Origin of the sequence: Mucilaginibacter sp. NFR10, assembly GCF_900100445.1 — a bacterium.
GTDB classification, from domain to species: domain Bacteria; phylum Bacteroidota; class Bacteroidia; order Sphingobacteriales; family Sphingobacteriaceae; genus Mucilaginibacter; species Mucilaginibacter rubeus.
Genome location: NZ_FMTV01000001.1, coordinates 1,756,238 through 1,781,240 on the forward strand (window position 1 = coordinate 1,756,238; position 25,003 = coordinate 1,781,240).

General features: G+C 42.0%; 15 protein-coding genes. 2 read left to right on the plus strand and 13 right to left on the minus strand.

All coding sequences use genetic code 11. The annotated features are described in order from the left end of the window. Window positions 1-52: 52 nt before the first annotated feature. The 12 genes from BLP33_RS07225 to BLP33_RS07285 form a co-directional block, all read right to left on the minus strand. Window positions 53-1,834: a RagB/SusD family nutrient uptake outer membrane protein gene (locus tag BLP33_RS07225; protein ID WP_090526029.1), complete on the minus strand. Its 1,782-nt coding sequence runs from the start codon at window positions 1,832-1,834 to the stop codon at window positions 53-55. 14 nt (window positions 1,835-1,848) lie between these two features. Further along, window positions 1,849-5,109 (minus strand): SusC/RagA family TonB-linked outer membrane protein, encoded by a 3,261-nt coding sequence (locus tag BLP33_RS07230; RefSeq protein WP_090526030.1) that lies wholly within the window; start codon window positions 5,107-5,109, stop codon window positions 1,849-1,851. A gap of 1,174 nt (window positions 5,110-6,283) precedes the next feature. Next, entirely contained in the window at window positions 6,284-8,017 is a 1,734-nt protein-coding gene (locus tag BLP33_RS07240; RefSeq protein WP_090526032.1) for a trypsin-like peptidase domain-containing protein, read from the minus strand. Window positions 8,018-8,188: 171 nt separating this feature from the next. Then, the gene (locus tag BLP33_RS07245) at window positions 8,189-8,746 is read right to left on the minus strand and encodes a TlpA family protein disulfide reductase (protein WP_090526033.1); all 558 of its coding nucleotides are present in this window, start codon (window positions 8,744-8,746) and stop codon (window positions 8,189-8,191) included. A 9-nt stretch (window positions 8,747-8,755) separates the two neighbouring features. Continuing rightward, complete coding sequence (locus BLP33_RS07250; RefSeq protein WP_090526034.1) at window positions 8,756-10,636, minus strand: protein-disulfide reductase DsbD domain-containing protein; 1,881 nt, start codon at window positions 10,634-10,636, stop codon at window positions 8,756-8,758. Between the two features lie 6 nt (window positions 10,637-10,642). Further along, window positions 10,643-11,767 (minus strand): TlpA disulfide reductase family protein, encoded by a 1,125-nt coding sequence (locus tag BLP33_RS07255; protein ID WP_090526035.1) that lies wholly within the window; start codon window positions 11,765-11,767, stop codon window positions 10,643-10,645. A 148-nt stretch (window positions 11,768-11,915) separates the two neighbouring features. Further along, window positions 11,916-13,352 carry a PKD-like family lipoprotein gene (locus BLP33_RS07260; RefSeq protein WP_090526036.1) on the minus strand — a complete coding sequence of 479 codons (1,437 nt, stop codon included), beginning with the start codon at window positions 13,350-13,352 and terminating at the stop codon, window positions 11,916-11,918. Window positions 13,353-13,363: 11 nt separating this feature from the next. Beyond that, window positions 13,364-14,218 (minus strand): DUF4843 domain-containing protein, encoded by an 855-nt coding sequence (locus BLP33_RS07265; protein ID WP_175489959.1) that lies wholly within the window; start codon window positions 14,216-14,218, stop codon window positions 13,364-13,366. A gap of 19 nt (window positions 14,219-14,237) precedes the next feature. Next, a complete protein-coding gene (locus BLP33_RS07270) occupies window positions 14,238-15,731 on the minus strand; it encodes a RagB/SusD family nutrient uptake outer membrane protein (protein ID WP_090526038.1) in 1,494 nt (497 codons plus the stop codon). A 9-nt stretch (window positions 15,732-15,740) separates the two neighbouring features. Further along, a complete protein-coding gene (locus tag BLP33_RS07275; RefSeq protein ID WP_090526039.1) occupies window positions 15,741-19,175 on the minus strand; it encodes a SusC/RagA family TonB-linked outer membrane protein in 3,435 nt (1,144 codons plus the stop codon). Window positions 19,176-19,397: 222 nt separating this feature from the next. Next, window positions 19,398-20,564 carry a FecR family protein gene (locus tag BLP33_RS07280; protein ID WP_090526040.1) on the minus strand — a complete coding sequence of 389 codons (1,167 nt, stop codon included), beginning with the start codon at window positions 20,562-20,564 and terminating at the stop codon, window positions 19,398-19,400. A gap of 177 nt (window positions 20,565-20,741) precedes the next feature. Continuing rightward, complete coding sequence (locus BLP33_RS07285) at window positions 20,742-21,320, minus strand: RNA polymerase sigma factor (protein ID WP_090526041.1); 579 nt, start codon at window positions 21,318-21,320, stop codon at window positions 20,742-20,744. Between the two features lie 457 nt (window positions 21,321-21,777). On the opposite strand from BLP33_RS07285, the gene BLP33_RS07290 reads away from it, so the two are divergent. Beyond that, complete coding sequence (locus tag BLP33_RS07290) at window positions 21,778-22,137, plus strand: DUF1304 domain-containing protein (RefSeq protein ID WP_090526042.1); 360 nt, start codon at window positions 21,778-21,780, stop codon at window positions 22,135-22,137. Window positions 22,138-22,359: 222 nt separating this feature from the next. Here the strand turns inward: BLP33_RS07290 and glgP are convergent, their stop codons facing one another. Further along, window positions 22,360-24,027, minus strand: coding sequence for an alpha-glucan family phosphorylase (gene glgP / locus BLP33_RS07295; protein WP_090526043.1), 1,668 nt, complete (start codon window positions 24,025-24,027; stop codon window positions 22,360-22,362). A 508-nt stretch (window positions 24,028-24,535) separates the two neighbouring features. Here glgP and BLP33_RS07300 point away from each other — a divergent pair. Then, window positions 24,536-24,919: a hypothetical protein gene (locus BLP33_RS07300; RefSeq protein ID WP_090526044.1), complete on the plus strand. Its 384-nt coding sequence runs from the start codon at window positions 24,536-24,538 to the stop codon at window positions 24,917-24,919. Window positions 24,920-25,003: the final 84 nt, after the last annotated feature.

Genomic DNA, 25,003 nt, shown 5'->3' on the forward strand with positions numbered 1-25,003 from the left:
AGAGGCAGCAACAAGCACCACCTCTTTCTCGCTAAAAACAGAATGATTGAAATTAATATTTAGGATTTTGCTTTAAAATAGAAGTTCCACCTATTTTTTCAAGATCTATCTGAGCTTGCGGTATCGGATAAACCTCGTTTTTTCCAGTTGTAAAATGAGCACCTGTAACATCGGTAATCACTTTACCATCAAAAGCAAAGTATACTCCCAAAGCTGCTTGTGCTATCCCCCAGCGCGAAAGGTCAAAGAAACGATGTCCTTCCATGGCCAGTTCCAGCTTACGCTCAAAATAGATTGCTTTTAAAGCGACATCCTTACCTGTAAAAAAGCCCGCAGGATATTGACTTACTACATAGTTAGCCGCCGGGGTGGTTGTATAACCTCCCATCGGGCTTGCCGCGTCTTTGTAAGTATATACAAAACTGGCCGGGTTAGCAGCCCGTGCGCGCACCTGATTTACATAGCCAAGACCAAGATCACCTGTTCCTAATTGTGCTTTTGCTTCGGCAGCCATCAGCAGCACATCTGCAAAACGGATTACATTAACCTGGTTTGCATTGCCCGGGGCCCATGAATGGCTGTCGGCATATGTGCCCTTGGTAGCCTGGTAATAAACGTTCTTTTTAGGCGAATACGGACCTGCCGAACTTTGTTCACGGATCCAGTTCATACCCGGATGGTTACCCCAATCAAGATAAGGGATACCACGACGACCAACAGTCCAATCCAAACGCGGATCAAGGTTACCGGCATCCAGTGTAAATGATTTATCTGATGCAATGTTCATATCATTTGCAACCGGATGTGAATTATAATCGTCAAGATATGGCAAACCGGCGGCGTTAGTCCTGAATGAGTTAGCAAGATCTAAAGTAGGCTGAAAAAATCCGCAGCAACCGAACGGGCTGTTGTACGGATAATTCAACATATCACCATTGTTGGCCTCACCAATGGTATTGGTACCATCATTTGCCGCTTGCTGGATAGCAAACACCGTTTCCTTGTTGTTTTTGGTAGCAGCGTTGAAGTTATCAAAATAATTATCAGTTAATCCGTACGCTACGCCCTGCGAGTTAGTCCCCCCGTTGATCACCTCGGTAAATATCTTATCGGCATTGGTATAATCTTTTTGATACAGATACGTTTTCGCCAGGTACGCACCTGCTGCCCATTTATTTACACGTCCCTTTTGTGCTTGCGTGCCGGATAAATTAGCATAAGCATATTTAAAATCATCAACTATTTTAGGCCAGATATCTTTGTCGTTAGGTTGTACATAGTTGGTTGTCGTTTCGTCAATATAGGGCACATTGGCAAACATCTTTTTCAAATCAAAATAGTAATGCGCGCGCAAAAAACGAGCCTGGGCTATAATATTGGTTTTATCGGCATCAGCAATCCCGCTTGCTCCCGCAGCTGCCTTTAACACGTTGTTGGCGCGGCTTATACCCTCGTAATCGGCCTTCCATTTACTGTTTAAAAATCCATTACTGGCATCAACAGTAAATGTAGCAATGGAGTTAATAGCCGGCTGATCGATACCAGAACTGCCTTTATGCGCATCGCCTCCGGCAACGCTGCCGTAAATCCAGTTATCCGGCGATACCTCCCAGGCACTACCACCACCTAAACCGGCATTATTTCCGTTACCTCCCTGCCCGTCAAGTGCAGAATAAGCTCCTATAAGCAACCCGTCAACGCCGGCTTTTGTAGTAATTTGCGCTGAGCTAAGCGCACCTATAGCCGGCTGATCAAGATATGCCTTTTTACATGAACCCTGTAAAATACCAGCAGCAATTAATGCTAATACTGATACACGTTGTATATTTTTCATAATGATTTCTCTATTTAAAATTTAGCCTGAACACCTAATAAATATGTACGATTTGGAGAATAGTTACCACGGTCAACACCAAAGTTTGTGCTGCTGTTGGTGTTACTGGTGGTACCTCCGCCAACAATCTCCGGATCAACTCCTGAGTATTTAGTTATGGTAATTAGATTTGCGCCTGATAAGTATACACGCAAGCTGCTCAAACCAATTGATTTGATGATTTTAGGAGCAAACTTGTAGCCTATTTGCATGTTTTTCAGTCTCAGGTATGAGCCGTTCTCAACATAAAAAGAGTTAGGAACCGTGTTGGTACTAAATGAGCCATCAATTTCCTGGATAGGAGCCTTGGCATTGGTGTTTGACGGTGTCCAAGAATCATATAAAGCATTTTTGCTTTTTGCGCCGGCAAAGTTGGCATAAAAATCTGTCCACCACCTCACGTCATTCCAGATCTTGTTGCCGTATGATCCGTACCAGAACATGTTAAGATCGAAGTTTTTATAGCTAAAATCGAGGTTTAAGCCGCCGGTGAATTTAGGGTTAGGATTACCCAATAAGGTACGATCGTCGGCAGTAATTTTTCCGTCACCGTTTATATCTGCGTATTTGAAACGGCCAACTGCGGCATCGTTCTGATAAGTTCCGCCAGCAGCCGTATTTGCGGCGTCAATTTCAGCTTTCGAATCCCAGAAACCGTCAGTTTTATAACCAAAGAAACCGCCAACCGGACCACCTACGCTGTTTCTAATAATTGAGCTGCCATTAAATCGGCCAGAGTTTTGCTCAAAGTAGGTTTGTCCGAGAGTTACTTGCTTAATAACGTTGTGATAAGTTGTAAACGTTAAGGCGGCATTCATTTTCAGATCGTGGGTTATATTGGTGTGGGTACCAATTGTAATATCCAAACCGGTATTATTCATTGCACCTACGTTGCTGTACGGTGCAGTTGCCGAACCGGCAGTACCAGGAAGTGCAGGATTAAATAACAGATCGGTGATGATCTTTTTATAATAATCGGCAGAGATGTCCAACTTTTGACCAAAGAATGAACCATCAAAACCAACGTTGAAGTTTTTATCTTTTTCCCATTTAGCATCAGGGTTACCTATACGGTTTTGAGCGAAACCGGCAACCGTACTTGTAGAGGTACCGTTAATATCGTAGTAGGAGTTTGTTTTGTTACTACCAAATGTAGTAAAAGCGTTTGCAGGGTCAACGTTGATCTGGTTACCCATAATACCATAACCACCCCTTATCTTCAAATCGTTAATCCACGATACACCTTTCAGAAAATCCTCCTGCGATATACGCCAGCCCGCGCTAACGGCCGGGAACCATCCATACTGGAAAGACTTGAACCTGGAAGAACCGTCACGACGGATAGTAGCATTCAACAGATATTTGTCGGCAAAAGTGTAATCCAAACGGGCAAGCAGTGAAAATATCTTATCGCGTGTTAGTGTGCTGTAAGCAGTTGGTGTACCGGTACCTGTAGATATGGTGGTATAATCCTTATCAAATGTAAAGTAACCGGTATTGGTTGCGCCTAAGGTTTCGTACCTGTTTTTATAAGCTTCGGTACCTGCCAATACTTTGATATCATGTTTCCCAATTGTTTGGTGATAAGTTAAAGTATTTGTCCAGGTATAGTTATATCCGTTAAATGAGTTTTCCGAATATGAATTGGTCGAGTTGTTTTCAGAGTTCTCATATTCCGGGAAGGTAAAGCTATGATTATAGTCTGAATAATACTCACCACCAAACTGCGTACGTAAAGTGAAGTACCTCAGGAAATCCACCTCGGCAAATGCATTACCAAACAACCTGTTAAATGCACCGTAGTTATTTTTAGTACGATCCATAATGGCTACCGGGTTACGTGCATTACCTAAGTTGGCAGTATTTGAACCTGCGTAGTTGCCTTTAATGTCATAAACCGGAATAATAGGCTGCTCGCGGAATGACATGCCGATAGCCGACCCCTCATCATTTTCGTTGATCAGCGGGTTTTCAGTTAATGAATATGACAAGTTCTCACCTATCCTGATATGTTTGGTTACATTGTAGCTTGTATTAGCCCTTACGGTGTAACGCTTATCATAGGTATTTTTCAAGGTACCCCTTTGGTTAAAGTAATTCAATGAAAACAAATAAGTAGCGGCATCAGTGCTTCCGCTCATAGCCAGGTTATGGCTTTGAATCGGCGCCGATTTAAATATCTTGTGGTACCAATCAGTACCGCCCTTGTTTGCTCGTGTAATACGATAAAAACCCGACGCATCGCCTGACGTATAAAACGGGTTCACATTGTATTTAGCAGGATCAACAGCAGGATCACCATCATGTACTCCAGCTGGGCCTACGCCACCTGCACTGATATAATCAGGCAAAACATCACCATTAGCGCCGTAAAGGTTGCTGCTAAGGTCAACAGGAATATTTTTAAGTGCTGCGGTATTTTTTATAGCGAGGGCTCTTAATTGCATCATCTCGGTTGGATTGAGCAAATGGAACACATTACCGCCTTTCGGCACCTGTGTACCATAGTAGGCATCGTAGGAAACGTTGGTTTTTCCGTTACCTTTTTTGGTAGTGATTACGATTACACCGTTTGACGCCCTTGCACCGTAAATAGATGCCGAGCTCGCATCCTTAAGTACCTGCATGCTTGCCACGTCATTGGGGTTAATATCGCTTACGTTGGTTGTTGGTACACCGTCAACCACGTAAAGCGGCTGGTTATTGCCAAACGTGTTAGCACCACGGATTTTTACAGAAGGATTTTCACCCGGTTGCCCTGAAGCGATAACGGTAACACCAGCCGCCTGACCTTGCAGCTGGCTTTCAACCGATGAAACCGGCTGACGGGTCAGTGCAGCAACGTCGACAACGGCTACAGCACCCACCAGGTCTTTTTTACGTTGTGAGCCGTAACCTGTAACCACCACTTCATTAAGTGCATTGCTGCCCGCAGTAAGCGTTATCCTTAAATTAGGATCGGTCCCTACGGTAACTTCTGTTGTTTGATATCCAATATAAGATATCACTAATACATTGCCTGGTTTTAAGCTGAGTGTAAACTCGCCATTAACATCGGTCACCGCACCTGTCGTTGATCCTTTGAGCCTGATAGAAGCACCAACAACCGGCTGCTTGTCATCGCTGCCGATAACCTTTCCTTTGTACTTTGTTTGGGCCATAACTACTACCGAGGATATCAGGCAGCACAACAGTACAGCCAGAAACCTCCCTCTGAGAAGTAAATTTTTAAGCATGATTTTAATTTAATTTAGTTAATATATTTGATTAAGAACATAGCCCAAAAAGCTGAAATACAGCAACTTGGTTTCGGCAGTGGTAGAGGCAGCGCCTGGGATTTTTTTAGCTTTTGGCTTAAAGCAATGGTAGAGACATTGCTGCGAAATAAATACTTACTCCGGCAAATACAACGTTACAGGCTATCGTGTAGGACAAAGCCATATAACAACCAAAAAACAAATGCGATACTGATTATTGTGTAGGCAATAACAGTTTTAAATTTTAATCAAATGGAAATCATTGCTCCGTGACTGAATGTGAGATAAGCCTTGCGGCAGTAGCACGAAAAATGAAATTCATTCATCTAACACGTAAGGAAAAAAATGCCTTCTATCATATGGTTGCCTCCGGATTGAATGTGAGATAAGCCTTGCGGCCGTAATCCAAAAACTAACAATGATCAAAACATTTACTATCCTTTCAAAGTACTAAAAACTTAATTTTTACTGGTGATAAAATAGTATTAAATAAGGTTATTTATAGTGTTGGTTTATTTCTGTTTGATTAAATCTAAAATAGGCATAGTGTACAATTTGCACAAATCACTTTTTAGTTTTACGAATTAAATATTAAACAAAGCATAATATTATCAATAATGAAAGCAAACTATGGTTTTAAAAAAAACATTTCGGCAAAACTGCCACTTTTATTAAAAATCGATTTTTACCTGTATTTTTTACATTAATCATATATCGGGATAATATGCGATAAAAAAAGAGTGTTTTTTATAAACCCAGCTGTTTGTTAAAAATAAAAACATAACATCAGCTGAATTGAATGTTAAAATAGCATTACATAGACCTGCAGATAAATTTCAAATTTTTCTGTTAGATATAAGATATGGCACTTTGCGCCCAGTCAGGGATTAAAAAAATAAAATGATATAAAAGAGTCTACTATTTTGCTAAAAGATGACATGGCATCGTTTGTATTATTTACTTAAATCGGTAAAACATAGGAGGACACGATCCCTTCAATGCACGATGCCACTTTCAAACCGGGCCATGACCGCTCAAACTGGCCATTTGGTTTCCTCGTGGAAGAATGATATTAAACTTGATATAGCAACTGCACAGTTTATTTTACAGACCCTACAATTCAAAATTCTGTCTTTTATCATCCAAAATCAACCTAATTACCCACTTTAGTATTATAAATGGCAGTTACTATAAATTGATTTACTGCGACGGCTGGTATCGTAATTGTGCTTGTTCTGCTCAATCTTGCTATATTAATGCCCAAAAACTTTCCGGTGATATCAAATACGGCCCCTCCGCACTCCCACGGTTTTATTCTTGCATCATGAACAAATACATTCCCAAACCCATCTTTTCGAATGCTTTTCCCCCCTATGAAGTGGTCGGCCGGATGATTGGTAATTTTTTGGGGTGGATATTTTAGGGCGACTTTTTTTATTAACTTTTCTCCCTTATGATTGATTGTCATTAAAGTAGTATCGCCGGCGCGGAATTTTAGAAGGGCTTTAAACATATCCAGTTCGTCATTTACAGTTTTGTCATCAATTGCTAAAAGCTCATCGCCGGTTGTTAGTCCGGCAGCCTCAGCCGCGCTGTTGGGCTGAATAAAAGTAAATAATAACGCCTGTCCCTTTTGCCGGGCAACAGCTCCCAAATAGCCGTAGCTGGTTTTTTTTGGCAAGCTTACGCCAACGCTTCCCAAAACACTACTACAATACGGAGAATCAGCGCGAAGAGAAATCAAAAAACTACCCAAATCGTTATCACTAAGTGTATCTGCCAATAACATTCCAAGCCTGATACCTTCCTTCCCTAACTTTGAAATGGGCAATAATATCGCAAGGTCATTAATTCTGTCTCGTCTGATAATATTTGCCTTAATACTCTTGCCGCCCGATAATGTAATAAAAGGTTCCTCGCCAATCATTGAACTTTTAGTCAAAATGATATCTGAATTTTTGAAAGCGGTTTTTACATTGACATCATCTAAAGAAAAAATGGTCCCTGCAATAGTCTGTTCCTTACCATCAATAACACTCTTAATATTTACACAAGTTGTTTTAAAACGCTTGTCCACACTTTTAAAATACTTATCTGGATTTTCAACTACCGGAAAATTATTGGCCGGCTGATATTTTGAAATCACATTTGTATCCAAAGGCAGGGAAGTATAATTCTCTAAACGGGTTAGTGCTGTATAATATTTACGATAGGTATCTACGGGGATTTCATAATTAACATCCTCCGACTGTTCGATGCCGCTATGGATTCCGATCAAACGGCCAGACAGATCAAACAGGGGGCCGCCTGAATCTCCCGGCTCCATCACGCAAGTTGATTCCATAAAACCATACCTGTTATTTAAATTGGTGATATGTCCAAACCTTACATCAGGTTTGCGTTGTTCCATGCTTTCCGGGTAAGCTATGCTAATACATGGCTGGTTGATTTTGACATCTGAATACCAGCCCATTTCGACAAACGGCCAATCCCCTTTTGGGATTATTTTGAGCATGGCTGCATCCGGCAGCATAAATGTTGGGGGAATAGTAATACGGCCCAAACCACGGGCCAGGCACACTTTCCCATCGGGGAACATTACCTGGTAGGTTTTGCCGGGCATTACCACATGTGCTGCGCTTAAGATCTCTCCTCCTTTCGAGACTACAACACCACTAAACTGCGCACTCATCCGGCTATACTGTAAAGTATCATATTCCCACATCAATACACTGGCAGCATAACCTTTTTTTATCGCAGTTTTTATATTATCCTGTAGTTGCGTAGCTCCGGGCTTTTGTATCCGCTTATCAACATTTTGCGCATTAATAGCCTGCAGGTTCCATAAGCACTGCAGGAAAAAAAATAATAAAAACCGTTTTGTCATTATACATTATAATTGAACCGTAGCGTTGTCCAAACGCTGCTGTTTAGGGTACCTGCCGATGTAAAAAGAGCCGGTATTAAAACCGGCTCTCCGGAAATTAAACTAAAACTGATGGAAAACGTCCTACAGGGACTGTCTTTACGATAGCCAGTGCTATCATTTTATAATTTCTTAACTGTTAAAGATCTTTTTGAGCTGTATATCGATATCAGAGGAAGTGGGATTTATTAAAATCACATTCCCCTCAGCATCCAGTACAATTGCAAAGGGTACCGACTGGATACCTAAAGCATTCGTCATCACTGATGCATCTTTACCCTCCTCATATTTATCTATTCCCTGTTGCCAGGGCATTGCTTCTTTAAGCATGGCGTTTTTCCAGGCTTTATTGTTTTGATCAATTGAAATACTAACTATCTCGAATCCTTTAGCGTGGTATTGTTTATATAACTCCTTAAGGTGCGGAATAGCCGCCCTGCACGGCATACACCACGAGGCCCAGAAGTCAACCAATACCACTTTACCTTTAACCGATGACAATTTGATGGATTTACCACCGGCAGTTTGTAACTCAAAAGCCGGCAATGGTTTTCCAACTAATAAATTTTGACTTGCTGTAACAGTATCCCGCTTCTCTAATGATGAAGCTTTTACATCCGCCTTCCATCCGATGCTTAGGGCAAGCATTACCGGTGTTATCAACAGCAACTTTTTAAAGTTTATTTTCATTTAGCCTGACTATAAAACCTGTAATTCAATTACCTTTCTTTTAGGCGGAAAACATTTGTTGTTATCACAAACCTGGTAATAAAGCCCGCATTTGACTACCATGCCAGTCTTTAATGAAGCCGCACTTATCTCGGTTTTAAATGTTGCTATGCCCTCCCAAACAAACATGCCTTCGCCGCCGATAAATGGCACACCTGCCGATGCCTGCCACTCGCCGCTTGTTACACCTTTGGGTAACTCAATAATAGGTTGTGTGGTAATAAAAGGGCTGTCCTTAGGTACATAGGCGTAAATATGCCAGCCTTGCAAAATCTCAGCCTTAACAACTACCTGTTTTTTCCCGTTTGCTTCATCAATCAACATGGCGCTCACTGTCACCGGATCGGTACGGGTTGGTACTGTTGCCGCATTTGCAGTTTTAATGTCGCCGGTTGATGCGGGTGTTATTGCCGCCGTTTCTGTTTTATAGGTATTCACCATAAATTTAAACCCTCCGGCTTCGGTATAATAAAGGTTGGATTTGCTTTTGGTTAACCAAATGCGCCATTCTTTGGCAGATGTGAATTTTTCAGTGGTATATCTTTCCAATACCTTTTGGGCCAGGGCAGGCTCCTCTCCTTTCTCAAGCATATTGATACATTTTTCAAGCAGCTCGATTTTGCGGTTGGAGATCCCCAATTTTTTTGCATCCTCATCCACCTGTAACGAGTAAGCATCAACCGGATAAAAATACTCGAGGTTATCCCGATAGTACTTATGATAGGCCTCTACGTTAGTACCAAAAGCATCATACATGCCGCTGCCGGTCCAGCTTTTAAGGTATTCATCAAAACTTTGTACATCATCGGATACGGGCATCTTTAAAAACGCCTCGTTACCTTTACCAATATCCTCGCCTTTGGCTTTACGGTCTTTAAGTTCCTGCTGCATTTTTAGCAGGCGTGCGTTGCCTTCTTTCCGGGCTATCAGCGTTTTTTGGTATAGAGCTTTATCACTGCGGTAAATCATTTCATTTACCCACTCACGGTTTTCAATCTGTACTTTTTTCATGATGGGCGCCTTGTGATCAAACTTTTTGATGTAGCAAACTGTGTTCACAAATACATCTTTAGCTTCATCTGTCATATGATTTGGCGAAGCAGAAAAGCCCCACATAAAATAATTACCCTGACGGCCTAACGCTACTGCTTCAGCATTTTTTAAGCAAACACCGCCGCTTATAGCTTCGGCATCCGGCGAATCATTAAATCCCTCGCCATGTGCCACCATGCCGATAATGTATTTATCCTTAGCTGCAGGATCTTCTTTGATCACCTTCCACATAGGCAGTTCTTTCGGGGTAGTTGCTCCCTGAAAGCCGTTAAAAAAAGAACCCGGCGTAGGCCTGTTAACTAAAGTTAACTTCACTTTTACAGGTGTATTAAATATGGCATGACTGGTTTTGATGTTCAGCGCATCGTCTTCCAAACACTGACAATACCAATCAAACTTAAGTCCTATCGGCATGCCCACATCGGGAGCCAGCTGATGCATCAAAATAATAGGCCTGTCAAAATTGGCAGGTAATTTTATCGGCCCCGCATCGGCAATTGTTACGTCGACATTGGCAGACATCGATGCATCGTAATCCCTCACATCCACAACTTCAACTTTGTCAAAGCGCGTTTCTAAAAAAGCCTTAAAATCGGCCATACGGGTTTTCCAGGCCTCATCTACAGCGCCCGCAGCTGTGCTGTAGTAAGTAATATGTTCGGGCTTAGGTTTTGCCGGATCATATCCTACATATAAAACATGGAGTGCTATTTTGCCCGCTCCGTGTTTTATGACGTTACCCAAAGAGGCTACGCTAAACATAACACAAAGCAGAAAAGCCAAAATGATCTTTTTCATACCTGCTTAATTAAAAAGTTCGGCAAGTTTATGATTGAGGTCTTCCCCGCGCAGATTTGTGCTAATAAGTTTGCCGTCGCGGTCTACCAGGAATGTAGCAGGTATAGCCGAAACGCCATAAAGACGGGCAACGCTGTTGTTGTTGCCATTCAAGTCGCTAACCTGCGGCCATGTCATACCCTCCTGTTGCAGTGCTTTCAGCCATTTGTCACGGCTGTTGTCAAGCGATACCGAAAGGATTTCGAACCCTTTATCCTTGTACATTTTATACTGACTTAACAGATTTGGGATTTCCTGACGACAAGGTGAACACCAACTTGCCCAAAAATCGACCAAAACGATTTTACCTTTATAATCGGCTAACGATAAGCGTTTGCCGGCAGGGTTGACCTGAGTAAAAACCGGCGCCGGGCCACCTATTTTTAAACGGTAATGTGCATCAATAAATTCTTTGATAGTTTTACCGTTATCAGTTGCCTGGATTGCCGGACTGAAAGTTTTGAACACCTGTTCGGCTATTGTAACCGTTTTTTCATTAGATGCAGTGCCGAACAGCGCTACCGGTGCAAAGAACGAATCGGGGTGAGTTTTGGCAAAATCGAGATTTTTGCGCTGAAAATCGGCAATCATTTTATAGTGATGGCGGGCAACCGAATTGGTAAATGCGGTATCATTCACCAACTCGGGCGCTGCCGCAATTTCAGCATTAGAAATATGATCGATGTCCCATGGCATCGGTCCTACAGCTTTCACATAAGCCGAATATTCATCATATGTTTTGGATCCGCTCATCTGGGCGTTTGCCAGGGAATCTTTAGAAACTATATTAAGCGTTTCATTAGAAAAATTAAAGTAGAGAATATCGCCGCCATGGGTGGCAATTTCCCGGCCGGCGCCTTTATGATCAAGTGCAAGGCGTACAGAACTGTATGGGTTCATCCTACCTGTGAAATGAAAAGCGCCGTTAACTAATGTGGTCGAATCTTCATGCCCCTTGCCGTCCGTCATAAAGCTTAAATAAACTTTCTGACCGTTGAGATTGCCAATCTGCCCATTAATAGCGAACTGGTTAGTTTGGCCGGCGGCGTTCAACGCAGCCATGCTCAAAATTAAGTTTAGTAGTTTTTTCATTTCTTTATATGTTATACATCGAGTCGACAGGTTACGTTATACTTTTCAAGGATAAAACGCTCTTGTTAATGTCATGACTGCGGCCAACAACACAAAAATCATTCATGCTGTTGGTTAATTTTTTATATGGTTTTGATTAGTTAGTTTTTTATCTGCTCACAATGTCAACCGGTTCGCCCGGTATACCGGTTATTGTTTTGGTGATATTACCGGTTTTAGAAACACTTACGTCAAGTGTATAAACTGCCCCATCTGCGCCAACAGTAAGGCTGTTGTCATCCAAACTGATCTTCATCATGGATACCTTTTTACCGCCAAAGTCTGCGTCGAGCTGCCTTATATCTTCATTAATTGGGTTATAGCGGTAAATTTTCCCTTTTGATGAAAAATAAAACACATTTAAGCTATTCACCACCCATTTGGTATTATCATCAATTAAGGCGCTGCCTTTGAATGTGCGTTTGCCCAGCCCTTTAAATGTCCGGTCATCCCCCATAGGGTAGCTAAAACTTAGTTCGGTTATGGTACCTGTCGCTGTTTTAAAGAAAGCATAGGAAGGGCCACCTTCTGTAGGTTTCATGAACAACAAATTATCGTATCCTACATTTTTAGGGTCAAAGCCAGTGCTTGCGGTATCAATCTGGTAATTGGTGCCAGAATAAGTACCATCGGCCCCGAAGGTAATAAAGGCTTTTCCTTTAAGATTGTAACCGATAAAAAACGAGCTTCCATGTGTAAAATATTTAGACATGGTGTAATCACCGCCCTGTTCGTTGGCAAATTTGCCGTAGTCATCAGCAAATGGCGCTGTTGAGGATACACCTACATATAGCTTACCATTGATAACCCCCGTTGGCACTGTTCCCATTTGTACGGGGCCTAAAAAGGGCTCCAGATAACCCGCATTGATGACGGCCGGCGGCGAGAAGAACTGCGCTGCAAAATCCGTTCGTTTTAATAAGGTACTGGCATCAAGCACCACCCCGCTTTTATTAGGATCGTTGCTTAGCACCCAATATTCCTCTTTGGTATTGGGTTGATAAGGCAGTGGTTTTGAATAGTACAACTGAACCGGATTGATAGGCAAATCGCCTTTATTAAGTGATTTATAAATATCGCCCAACACTGTTTTATACGGTTTTACGAATGATAATTTGGTAACCCCATTATCGTTACTCAACACCAAAATACCTGCCGAAAACTGCGTCGTACCTGTAATTTTGAAAGGGAACGTATAAAATAATCCATTCCGTTTGTCGGTAATGGTGAGTTTACATGCGCGGTCGCCGGGGCCTAAATTGTAGACCATTTTCAAAGGGTAGCCTTTGTAAACTGCTTCCCGGAGTTCTTCTTGTACGGTGATGTGCCATTCAAAATCAAGATCCTTTAAGGGATCCGCACCGGCCAAAGTAACCTTGGGGTTTATGGTGAGCGTATCGCCCAGCAGGGCTGCAAATGTGGCGTTATTAATGCCGGTAACTACCGGCTCTGAAGGTGGCGAGTATACATAATTGCCGAGGTCTTTTTTACATGAAGTATAAAATACCGTTATGAGCGCCAATATAGCTATCGATTTAAATTTCATGACCTAAGTGTTTAATTGATAATAACCTGCTGACCATTTTCATCAACAAAAAAGTACTTGCCTGCCTGCGCATAATACTTGAGGTAAAACTTCTTACCGGGCGAAGAAGAACTATAAAAATCATAATCGTTGCTTCCATCGGCCCTTTTGGTAAGTATGTAGCCTTTTTCGGGATATCGCGCTACCCAGGCAAAAGGGTCATTAATAAAGGTCCTCACGTTATCTATATAATACAGCGTACGCGGGATCTGGAGATAAGCATTAGGTTTTGACATATCAACCAAATCGGTAGTACCCGAAGAGATCAGGAACAACTGGTGTTTTATCCTGCTGTAAGGGCCCAGATTACCCATCCAGTAAATCCACCAGGCCGGTTGCTCCAGACGCGATGAATAAAGGATAGACCTCATCCTCAACGCTACAGGCAATGACGAATTAAAATCCTGACCACCCGAAACAAGAATGGTAAGCACAACCGATTTATTTGCAAGTTCTGGGTCGGTATTTTTGATGATGACAGGTACCTTTACTGTGCCCGAATCAGCAGGCATAGTGTACGAGGGCTTAAGCGCTTCATAGTGCAAACCGGCTTTGGCCGTGGTAGCGGTGTCAACTACGGATATCGCAAACCTTCTTTCGGTTTTTGACCTTTGCCCCGAAATGATCACCGGTACCCAAATGGTATCCTGCGCCAGGGTTGGATTATAGGCGAAAGAATATGTTAATACCGACGTATCCTGGTTGCCGTCTTTATCCTTATAATTCAGATAAATATTATCCCTGGTACCGTATGTAAGTAACTGGTCTTTTTTGCAACCGAAAAGAGCTGCAAAGACCACTAAAACAAAAAATATATTTCTTTTCATTGTCATAAATGGTATGAGATCAATTATTGTAAGCTGTTTCGTCGTCGGGGATCGGGAACACGTATATGCTGTTTGATGCCGGATAGATCTGGCCGCTGGCCGCCACTATATCAAGGTTTAAGCGTTTATACATGTAAAATATCTGGCTCTCGCCGTAAAACTCTTTACGGGCTTCTTTAACCAGCTCATTCATAAACGCTGATTTGCCCAAAGTATTCGGCAATAAATCGATAATGCCCCTATGGGTACGCACTGTATTTAAATACTCAATGGCTTTTGTTGGGTTACTATCATAGCTTGCTTCAGCTGCTATATAGTAGGCCTCAGTTAAGCGAAAAGACGGCGCCATTAACGGGTGCAGGTTTACCTGCGGCGAACTGTTAACCAAATATTTAACCAGGTAACTACGGTTTGGGGTTACATCTGTAGCTGTAAAAAACCATTCTCTGTAGCGCCAGTCCTCGGCTCCAACAGTGCTTTTTTCATAGATATTATCTAACTGCAACGGTGTTGGCTGATATTGAGCAGTATTTGTGGCACTGAATAACGTAACAAGCGCGTTGTTATCATTGGCATGTGGTGCATACCAGCCAAATACCAGCTCGTTATAAAACACCCTGTCTTTTTGCTCAACGTTGTTGTTAAAGGCATCATCTTTTTGAGTCCAGGGGAATTTATTAGCAGTTATTACATCATTGGCGTTGGCGAGTGCATTCTGGTAGTCATTTTCATACAGGTAAATCCTTGCAAGTTCGCCGCATACGGCATAATAATTAAGCCTGTGCCTGCGGTTTTGCAAAAACAGGGTATTACTTGTGGTTTCTGTTTGTTTGCGGCCTGTATAACCGCCGGGATAGGTTTTGTTAGGATATCCAACTATGTAGCCTGGAGAAAGAATAGGATCAGTTGTACTCAGCAGCGCACGTGCATTACGCAGATCAGCTATGGCGTTGTTAATTACCTCAGCTACTGATGAAAACGGTGTACTTTTAATACTAACATTAGTTACATATGGGATGCCCTTGGCGCTCGGATTGGATTTATACGAAGCCGCGAACATGCGCAAAAGATCAAAATGCAGGTATGCGCGAAGGGCGAGCGCTTCGCCTTTAATGATGGCATAGTTGTTACCCGAAAACACAGCCTTTTGTTTATCTATCACCTGTAATATTTCATTACAATTACCGATGGCGTTATAAACCGCCGACCAGATCTGGCTGTTTTTATCCTTTAAAATGCTTTGGCTGTACTGAAAAGAAGCGATCTTTTGAAAATCAGTATTCGAAAACGAATAGTTCTGCGCCATGATATCCAGGTTGCTAAACGTGAGGTTGCCACCGTACATATCTGCTTTGGTACACCTGGTGTAAACACCATTCAACGCCTCCTCAAAACCATCTTCAGTGGTAAACAGTTGCTCTTTGGTTACATCAGATTCCGGCTGTACATCCAAAAACTTTTTGCATGAGGTAAATACCAGCAAGGGGATTATAAAAATTAAATATCTCTTCATGGTTATGTGTTAAAATGAACCCAATAATGAAAATGTTAAGCTGCGGGCAAAGGGATAATAGATCCCACGCTCTGCCTGGATAGTTGAAGTCCTGAAAACATCGTTTGCTGTGGCTGCCAGCCTCAAATTTTGAAGCCCCAAACGACGAATAGCGTTTGGCTTAAAATCATATGACAAGTAAAGCGACTGCAGCTCTATCAGGTTATCTTTTTGTACAAATCGCGATGACACATAAGTATCGGTTAGGTCAGTAATATTTTTGAAAAACGTGCGATCGCCGGGCTGTTTCCACCTCTGCTCCAGCACGCGGCTATCAACATTAAAACGGGGATCAGCATTTTCAACCCTGTCGATAAGCGTTTGGTTAAAGGCTTGCCCACCAAAACGGTAATGGAAGCTAAAGCTCAGCATAAACCTTTTGTATGATACCGTACTACCAAAAAAGCCCTCGGCCTTTGGCGTGGTATTGCCCACGTCCTGTACATCCTTAACATCCCAAACATAGGTTAGGGTACCATCTTTTTTTACCAGGATCTCTTTACCGTTTTCAGGATCAATACCCAATGACTTCACTGCGTAAATGGTATTCAGTGATTTACCTTCAACATACCGGGTTAGCGGGGTTGAAAAAGCGTTGTTATCCTTATTGGTCTGGAAGTTATCTATGTTATTGTTGAAGGCTTTAAGCGCATCAGATATGCTCACTATTTTGTTAACGTTATGAGCAAGGTTACCTGTCAGGTTAATGTTCCAGTTGGATGTATGGAAAACCTGGGCTACGAGGTAAAGCTCATAGCCTTTGTTTGACATGTCACCAAGGTTATCTTTGTAAGTTGTAAAACCTGTTGACGGCGCAAGATTGATATCAGTAATTAACCCTTTGGTAAGTTTGTAATAGTATCTTGGCGATATAACTATCCTATCTTTAAACAACCCAATGTCCATACCAACATCAGAGGTACGGGTTTTTTGCCATTCCAGGTTGCTATTGCCGTAGCCCAGGATGGTAGCGCCGATACCGGTTGAATACCAGTTTTGCGTATCATATGAATAAATTGAGCGCGACTGGTATGCCGGGAAGCTGATAGAACCAAGCGTTGCGATACTGCCTTTAAGGCGCAGCTGGCTTATTACTTTTGAGCCCTGAAAAAAGCCTTCCTTATGAATATTCCAGCCAATCCCAAGGGATCCGAAAGGAGCATAACGCCTGTCGGCCCCGAAAGCCGATGAACCATCAACCCTTACCGATGCATCTAACAGATATTTGTTTTGGAACGCATAGTTGCCAGAAAAGAAAGCACCTGCCGTTCTTGACTTGGTAACATCTCCGTAAGGGCCTGAATTTTCTTTGTAAATACGTGCAAAGCCAATATTGGTAAACCTGTCGTTTGAAAAACCCTGGGCCGAAAATGATTTAACATCGGCCTTTGAAGCCAAAATATTAGCACCTAACACAAGGTTGAAATAATGATCGCCCAACTGCTTGTTATAACTGATAGTTACGTTTCCGTCAAGGTTAAGACTGGCATTTGTTCCGTAATCATAAGTCCCCCTGTTGTTCAGCCTATCAGACGCGTAGTTGTAAAAAACACTACTTAAGGGCGATACATAATTATCAGATGTTGAATTGGTTTTGTTTACGCTCATTAACGCCCTTAACCTCAGGCTTTTTGTCATCTTATAATCAGCAGAGAACGACTCCAGTATTTCTGTATATGCCGCTTTATTAAAACTGCTCAGGCTGGCTTCATATAAAGGGTTAAACACATTTTCGGTAACATATTGATCAGTTCCTGAACGGCCGGTGTTTACACGCCAGTTGGCCAGTTCCTGTACCAATCTGCCTGTACTGTCCCTTATCGGGAAATATGGGTTGGCATTTACATAGGTCGAAAAATCGCCGTAAGGAGAATTGGCCTGGTTAACCTGTGTAATGGTCAGATCATTCCTGATAATAAGCTTTGAGCTTGGATTATAGGTAAAATCAACCCCGCCGCTATAACGCGTATTGTCAGAACCCTTCATAACCCCCGGTTGTGTCTGGTATCGCAAGTCGATACCATACCTGAACGATTGATCGCCTCCCTGCGCGTAAACCGAATGCTTCTGCTGATAGGCGTTTCTTAAAGGCTGCGACAACCAATAAGTATTAACACCGCTCGCTACATTTTTTAAGCGCGTGAACAACTGGGCGTCAAGCTCGTCCTGTTTAGTATCACCGCTGGTAGATGTCTGTGTGTCATATAAACCCACAAGCTGCTCATAGGCCACTTTTTGTTTAGCATTAAGCACGTGATAGTCGGACAGATCCGGGCCGTTGAAGGTAAGCTCGTAATTGTATGATAACTGCAGTTTCCCGGCAACAGGCGCTTTGGTAGTGATCACCATTACACCGTTGGCTGCCCTTGAACCGTAAACCGCAGTAGCCGCACCATCTTTCAATAAGGTAACCGATTCTATCCGGTTAATATCCAGGTCAACTACTTTTTGAAGCGATACTTCAAAGCCATCAAGGATAAAGGCCGGCAGGTTATAATTACTTGAAAGGTTGTTGCGGTCCAGTATATTGTCGCTGATGGAAGGGATAGCTGTGGCGCCCCTTACGTTTATCTTTGGCAGCTTGTTTGGATCCGAACCGATAAAGTTATTATCAAGTACTTTAAACGACGGATCAAACGAAGCTATACTTTTGATCACGTTTTGCGGGTTATTACGCTTCAAATCTGCACCGCTTACCGTGATAGCATTACCGGTATAATTATCCTTTTTGATAACCTGGTAACCGGTTACCACTATGTCTTTAATGTTATTAATATCAGGCAAAAGCCTCACTACAATCGATTGCCCTGCTACCACCTTAACTTCTGCGGATTTGTAGCCCATAAACGAGAATATTAATGTTTGCCCTGCATCCGCCTGTACATTAAACTCCCCTTTATCATTGGTTTGGCCTATTACTCCCCTGCCGCCTTTAATGGCAATGTTTACACCGGGCAAAGTGGTTTTACTCACCGAATCCAGAACACGGCCACTCACCGGAATTTTGCTCATCGGCGCAGCCAGTTCCGGCCGCGGTTCGGGTATTTTATTTTGGATTACGATGGTTTTAGATACAATGGTAAAACTCAGATCAAAATCTTTAAGACACGTGTTAAGCACATCAACAAGCGGCGCGTCATGAAAATTGGCATCAACTGTTTTGCCTTTTATATTTACTTTTTCGCTGTAAAAAAACAAATAGCCTGTTTGTTGTTTTATATCCTTAAAAACCGATTCGAGGCTTTTATTTTTACCGGATATGGTTACCGTTTGAGAATAACTTGCAGCCGATAAGTGCAACACGCCAACAAGCAACAGTATAGTGGTGAGTTTCAATACTAATAAGAATTTGCACTTTACCCCCCGCATTGCGCATACGGCGTTGTAAAGAAAAGTTAATTTCATATTTTTGAATAAGATTGGGTTAATAAAATGCAGCCCAGGGCTTCGACATCTTGTGCTGCCTGACCTATTTTAAACCGGAAGCGGTGAGAGGCTTCCGGTTAATTTTTGGTCTGTTGATATGAGATTGGTCTGAGATTTATCGTACTTGTTTATCCATTAAGTTTTGTTTTAGTGATTAGCATTTAGTTTTGTTAGTTGTTAGTATAAAGTTTAAGTTAAATATCATTTACCGTAGGACACCTTCACTGTTTTGCCCTCCACCGAAAATTTCATGTTGTTAAGCTCCAGGATCCTGAAAACGTCGGTCAGTTTACTGCTCCTTGAAATTTCACCAAAAAATTTCTCCGTTGGCATATCGCCTTCATAAACCACATCAATATCATACCAGCGGCTTACCTGGCGCATAACCTCGCGGATATCCTCATCTGCAAATGAGAATACCCCGTTTTTCCAGGCTACTTCTTTGTCAAGGTTCACTTGTTGTTTACTGATGGTACCATTGCCTGCACGGCTTATTACAGCCTGCTCACCGGGAACAATAAGTATTGAGTTTGTTGCCGATGTTACCTTTACCGAACCTTCCAATAGTGTGGTTTTAACCAAAGCTTCATCGCCGTAAGCATTGATATTAAAATGTGTACCCAGCACCTCAATAGTTTGCAATGCCGATTTAACCCTGAATGGCATGGCTTTATTTTTTGTTACCTCAAAGTAGCCTTCGCCATCGAGCGTTACCTCACGTTCCGCTCCCTTAAACACGGTTGGATAAGTTATTGACGATGCCGCGTTAAGCCACACGTTAGTGCCGTCGGGCAGGATCACCTTGTACTGCCCGCCCTTAGGTGTGGTAACCGTGTTTTGAACAGCTTGATTTTGCCCGGTTGCGTCGGCCTGGTAAACGATCTGCCCATCGGCTGTTTTAGTGATTTTTACCCCGACCTGTTTAGCTATTTGTCCGTTGGCTGCATCATCAAGCGATATGGTTGTGCCGTTAGCCAAAGTAAGCGTGGCCTTGTTGGTACCAGGTACTATACCTTTGTAAGAGTTTGCGGCCAAATTATTGGCCTTATACCGGTTACGAATAAAAAAGTAAGCACCAACCGAAATAAACAACAGAATTGAGGCGGCCACGGCATATCTGGTCCAACCCAATCTTAAAGGCATGGTAACCGGCTTTTTTTCGTATTGCGCTATCCTTTCATCAACCTTTGCTTTAATGGCATCTTTCAGATACAGGTAGTCGACCTCATTTTCATCGGTAATGAGGTCATCGTTCAAATCAAACAGGTTATAGTACGATTCCAGGAATTTAATTTCTTCCTGAGTAGCCTCGCCACGTTTGTATTTTGTTAGTATTTGTATAAAATATTGCTTGTTCGCCTCGTCCATTTACATCCTTTATATATACATGAGTCGGCAAAATGAAAATAGCCCATGTTAATTGAAAATATTTTTAATGTTTTATTTAAAAATAATGCAGGTTTAAAATCAAAATGATAAAATATTATCAACCAATCATCATAATTGATAAAAATAGGGCATCTTCATTAAAGAAAAAACGTTTTATCAACCTTGTTGATAAAAATAAAGCAATACATGAAGTAAGAAAAGTGATTTACGAAGTGTTGCAAGGGCCTTCCCCATTTGGTTACGAACGGTTTTGGGTGAGATTTCCAGTTGGTCGGCAATTTGCTGGCTTGAGAGGCCTTCATAAAAGCGCAAATTGAATATGATACGCTGTTGAGTTGGCAAGGCATCAATAAGCTCATTAAAAGCTTTCAAAAATTCATCATGAAGCACATTAGCATCGGCGCGGCCAAGATGGCTTTCAATTTCATGGACTGTATCGGGTAAGGCCGCATAGCGCGATTCCTTTTCCATATATTTGAAAACGCCGTTGCGAGCGGCAACCAATAAATAAGCCGGCAGGTTTTCAATCGGCGACTTTGACGCACGCACCCATAACTGCACAAATACGTCCTGAGCAATATCCTGAGCGCGTTCAATATCGTTAACCCGTTTGTATGCTGCGTTATAAACCTGTTTCCAATATTTGGTATATAATACATCAAAGGCAGGTTTGCTACCTTCACTAATGAGTTTCAGAAGTTTGGCATCGTCGGCTGACAAGTCAAGAGGGGCCATGCGTTATTTTAATTTCCTATATTGATCAGGTTAATTACACAAACATCATGGTGTTTTAATGCTCATTGTATATGTGTCAAATCCAAATATAGAAATTATCTGGCAAAATAAAATCTTATAAACGGGTTTAACCCCGATGGCAGAGAATTATCAGCTTAGCATGGCAAGAAAACTCCGATTTCCGTTAGTATGATGGTCTCTTCCCTATTATTGTAATTTTCCATGAGCCAAACCATTACAATCAGGAAAGGGCAAACCAGCATCCTACTGCCCCTGCTATTGTTTTCCTCATTTTTTACAGTTGCAAAACGGCAAAATGGACCGTATTGGTTACACCGTTATACATTTGTGCATGAATGCCCCTACAGAATAAGTTTAAGGCTTAATGGCTTAACAGAATCCCAGTACAATATATCCTATAACATTTACTACATTTATACTTAAGTTATCAAAATCTATGGATCTTATTATCAAAGTACTCATCGGCCTGGTAGCCTTTATCCATTGTTATATATTATGGTTGGAAATGTTTGCCTGGACAACCCGTGGCCCCAAGGCATTCAACAAATCATTGCAGGAACTGGAAAACAGCAAAGTTTTAGCGGCTAACCAGGGTTTATACAACGGATTTTTAGCAGCAGGTCTGATTTGGACATTCTTTATCAGCAACGCACAATGGCATAACTATGTGGCCCTGTTTTTCCTGAGTTGTGTGGCCGTAGCTGGCATTTACGGGGCACTTACAGTAACCAAAAAGATCTTCTATATACAGGCCGTACCTGCATCACTGGTCATTTTATTGATCCTGATGAGGTAGGCGCATTTATCAACCCACGCGATCTTTTATGTGGGTCGAAATGGAAAAAACTATCAAGGGATTGGTCATGCTATAGCCGGTTACAACAAACAATTCACGGTTTCGATTGCTGCCTGGATAAAAACCAACAACGTGTCGAACTTACGACCAAGCGTGGCATCGCCCCCGAGGTTTGTGAACCGGCTGCTCAAAAGGTTATGGGAAGTAGCGAAGAAGCCCACATTAACAAATATTAGTACCGTTGATAGTATAAAGCTGTTTATAATACTCATTTGCCATCCGGTTACTGTCAAAGAGAGGGAATATATCCTGCATACTGCGCCTAATTATTTCAACCCATTTATCCGGATGATCGTAATACAGGGGAATGACTGTTTTTTGCAGCAAATTGTACAAGTTATGCGCATCGGTTTCATCCTGTTGAAATTTATGCTCACTAATTTCAGTATTAGGTATAACAAAACCGTTCACTCCATCCACAACAAATTCCGGAAACCAGCCATCAGGAATCGAAACATTAACACATCCGTTCATTGCCGCCGACATCCCGCTCGTACCTGAAGCTTCGTGGGTCAGCCGCGGCGTGTTGAGCCAGACGTCTGCCCCTTGTTTAAGTAATCGTGATAAACGCAATTCATAACCGACTAAAATCGCGCAGTTTGGGTAATCCTTACATAAGTTTACGATCTTATTAAAACTGGCTATCGCATCATAATCCATTGGATAAGGCTTTCCCGCCCATATCATTTGGATCGGCATTTTATTGTTAGTTAGCAGTTGGTGAAAAAAGTCCATATCATGCAATAGCAATTCCGGCCTTTTGTACCCGGCAAACCTTTTCGCAAAAACAATGGTGAGCACTTCAGGATCGAGGAGAACACCACATTGGTCCGCTACCTCGTCAAAAAGTGCACGTTTACCTGCCTTTTTCCTTTCCACCAGCTTTTGCATCTGATTAGTTTCCAATGCCGCATACATTTCCTTGTCTGCCCAATAAGAATAGCTCTGCGCATTTGTTATAGAAGTAAGTTCACAAATGCCGTTATTTCCATTCCATATTCCCTGTAGCGTGTTTAAATGCATTTTTGACACAGCATTGGCTTTGCCGGAGAACCTAAACGCAGTTAAGGTATGATCCATAACGTCGCCCTGACAACCCGCTATTTCCTTCACTTCATCTATTGGAATATCCCCCCAAAAGCCCATTTTATTAAGCAGGAACAAATCAGACCGTTGGTTGCCGCCAGGCTCGGGTGTATGGTTAGTGAAAACCAGTCTTCTTTTTACTTCCTCAACGGACTTATATTTTTTATATAAATAAAATGCGATGGGTAAGGCATGCGATTCGTTCAGATGATAAATATCTGGTTGGAAATTGATTGCTTCTAATAAGCGTGCCCCGCCTTCACCCAACAATATCGCAGCAGCAGTCCCCGTTTCAGGATTACTGTCATAAAGCTTATGTGAAATGGTTTTAGCCAAATAATCATTCTCCGGCAGATCTGTTGTCAGGAAAAACAGAGGAGCCGTTTTAAAAATTTCAGGCTTCAGGTAAAACGCGGTAACCCAAACATCGTGGCCGGATACCTTAATAGTAAATTTAATGCCGGTATCAATGAGGAAGTGATATATTTTTTCCTGGAAGAGTACCTCCATGGTTTCATCACCCTTTCTTCCCTGGTTATAATAACCATATTTCCACAAGATTCCGATACCTATAACGTTCTGCCTGAGTTCATAGGCGCTCCTCATAAAAGAGCCTGCAAGATAGCCGAGGCCACCTGAGTAGGTTTTAAGGGGCTGATGGACGGCATATTCCATGCAAAGATAAGCGACCGGCATTTTGTATTCCGGGTTTATTGGGTAAGGATGCTGAAAGGAGAAGCTCATATGATTTAAAAAAAAGACCCGTAGCTATTTTAAAGCTGACGAGTATATTAGTATTATAGACTATTTTGATTTCTGTTTTTCACAAGTTGTGATGAATGTTTTTTCAAATGTTGGTGTTTATCTGCTAACCGGGAATGACACGGATCAGGGTATTATATGACAGTACGCACAAAACACTCAAATTCAAACGATGGATTAAGAGCCAAATTTGAAACCGGCCCGCAATTGACTTTAATAAGTGACCTCACTCCTACATACTTTAAAACAGAAAACCGCTTTTAATATTTCCGTTTACAAAATTCTTTCACAATGATACCCTTTCCGTGTAAGTACTTTCGTCATTCCCGTGTTTTCCAGTCTGAATATGAAAAAAGGACCAAATGCGGCTGCGAAGACCTTCGGGAGCTCATTTTGAGCCTATCGCGCATATTAATAAATGATTAAAACTTAATAATCATATGATCTGCGTCAAAAACGATTGTTTATTAATTGTTACTTTTGTATAGTTTTGAAAAAGTTCACGGCCATATTGCTTTTAACAACCTTCCTGTTCTCAACAACTGAACTCCACCAGTTGCTGAAATTGCCTGTGGTTTTTGAACACTTTGCCGAACACCGGAAGGAAAACAAGAGCATTTCATTCCTGCAATTTCTGGACATGCATTACATGCATGGCAGCCCGAGGGATAAAGACTACAGCGAGGATATGAAGCTGCCCTTCAAAACAGCAGATAATTGCACAGCGACGATATCACCCGTGCTGGTTCCTCAATTATTCCAGCCACTCGTCCCTCCCCTGGTATTCTCAACGAAAACGAAGTTACATGCCTTCGATCAGTCGTTTAACCACTCAACTTATTTATCCAGCATTTGGCAGCCGCCAAAATCCTAATTAGCAGTCATTTCTATGTTATTTACAGCGCTTAGCCTGGCTATTCCTGCTATGCGCTGCTTTTTGAATTGCTAATTTTCAAGA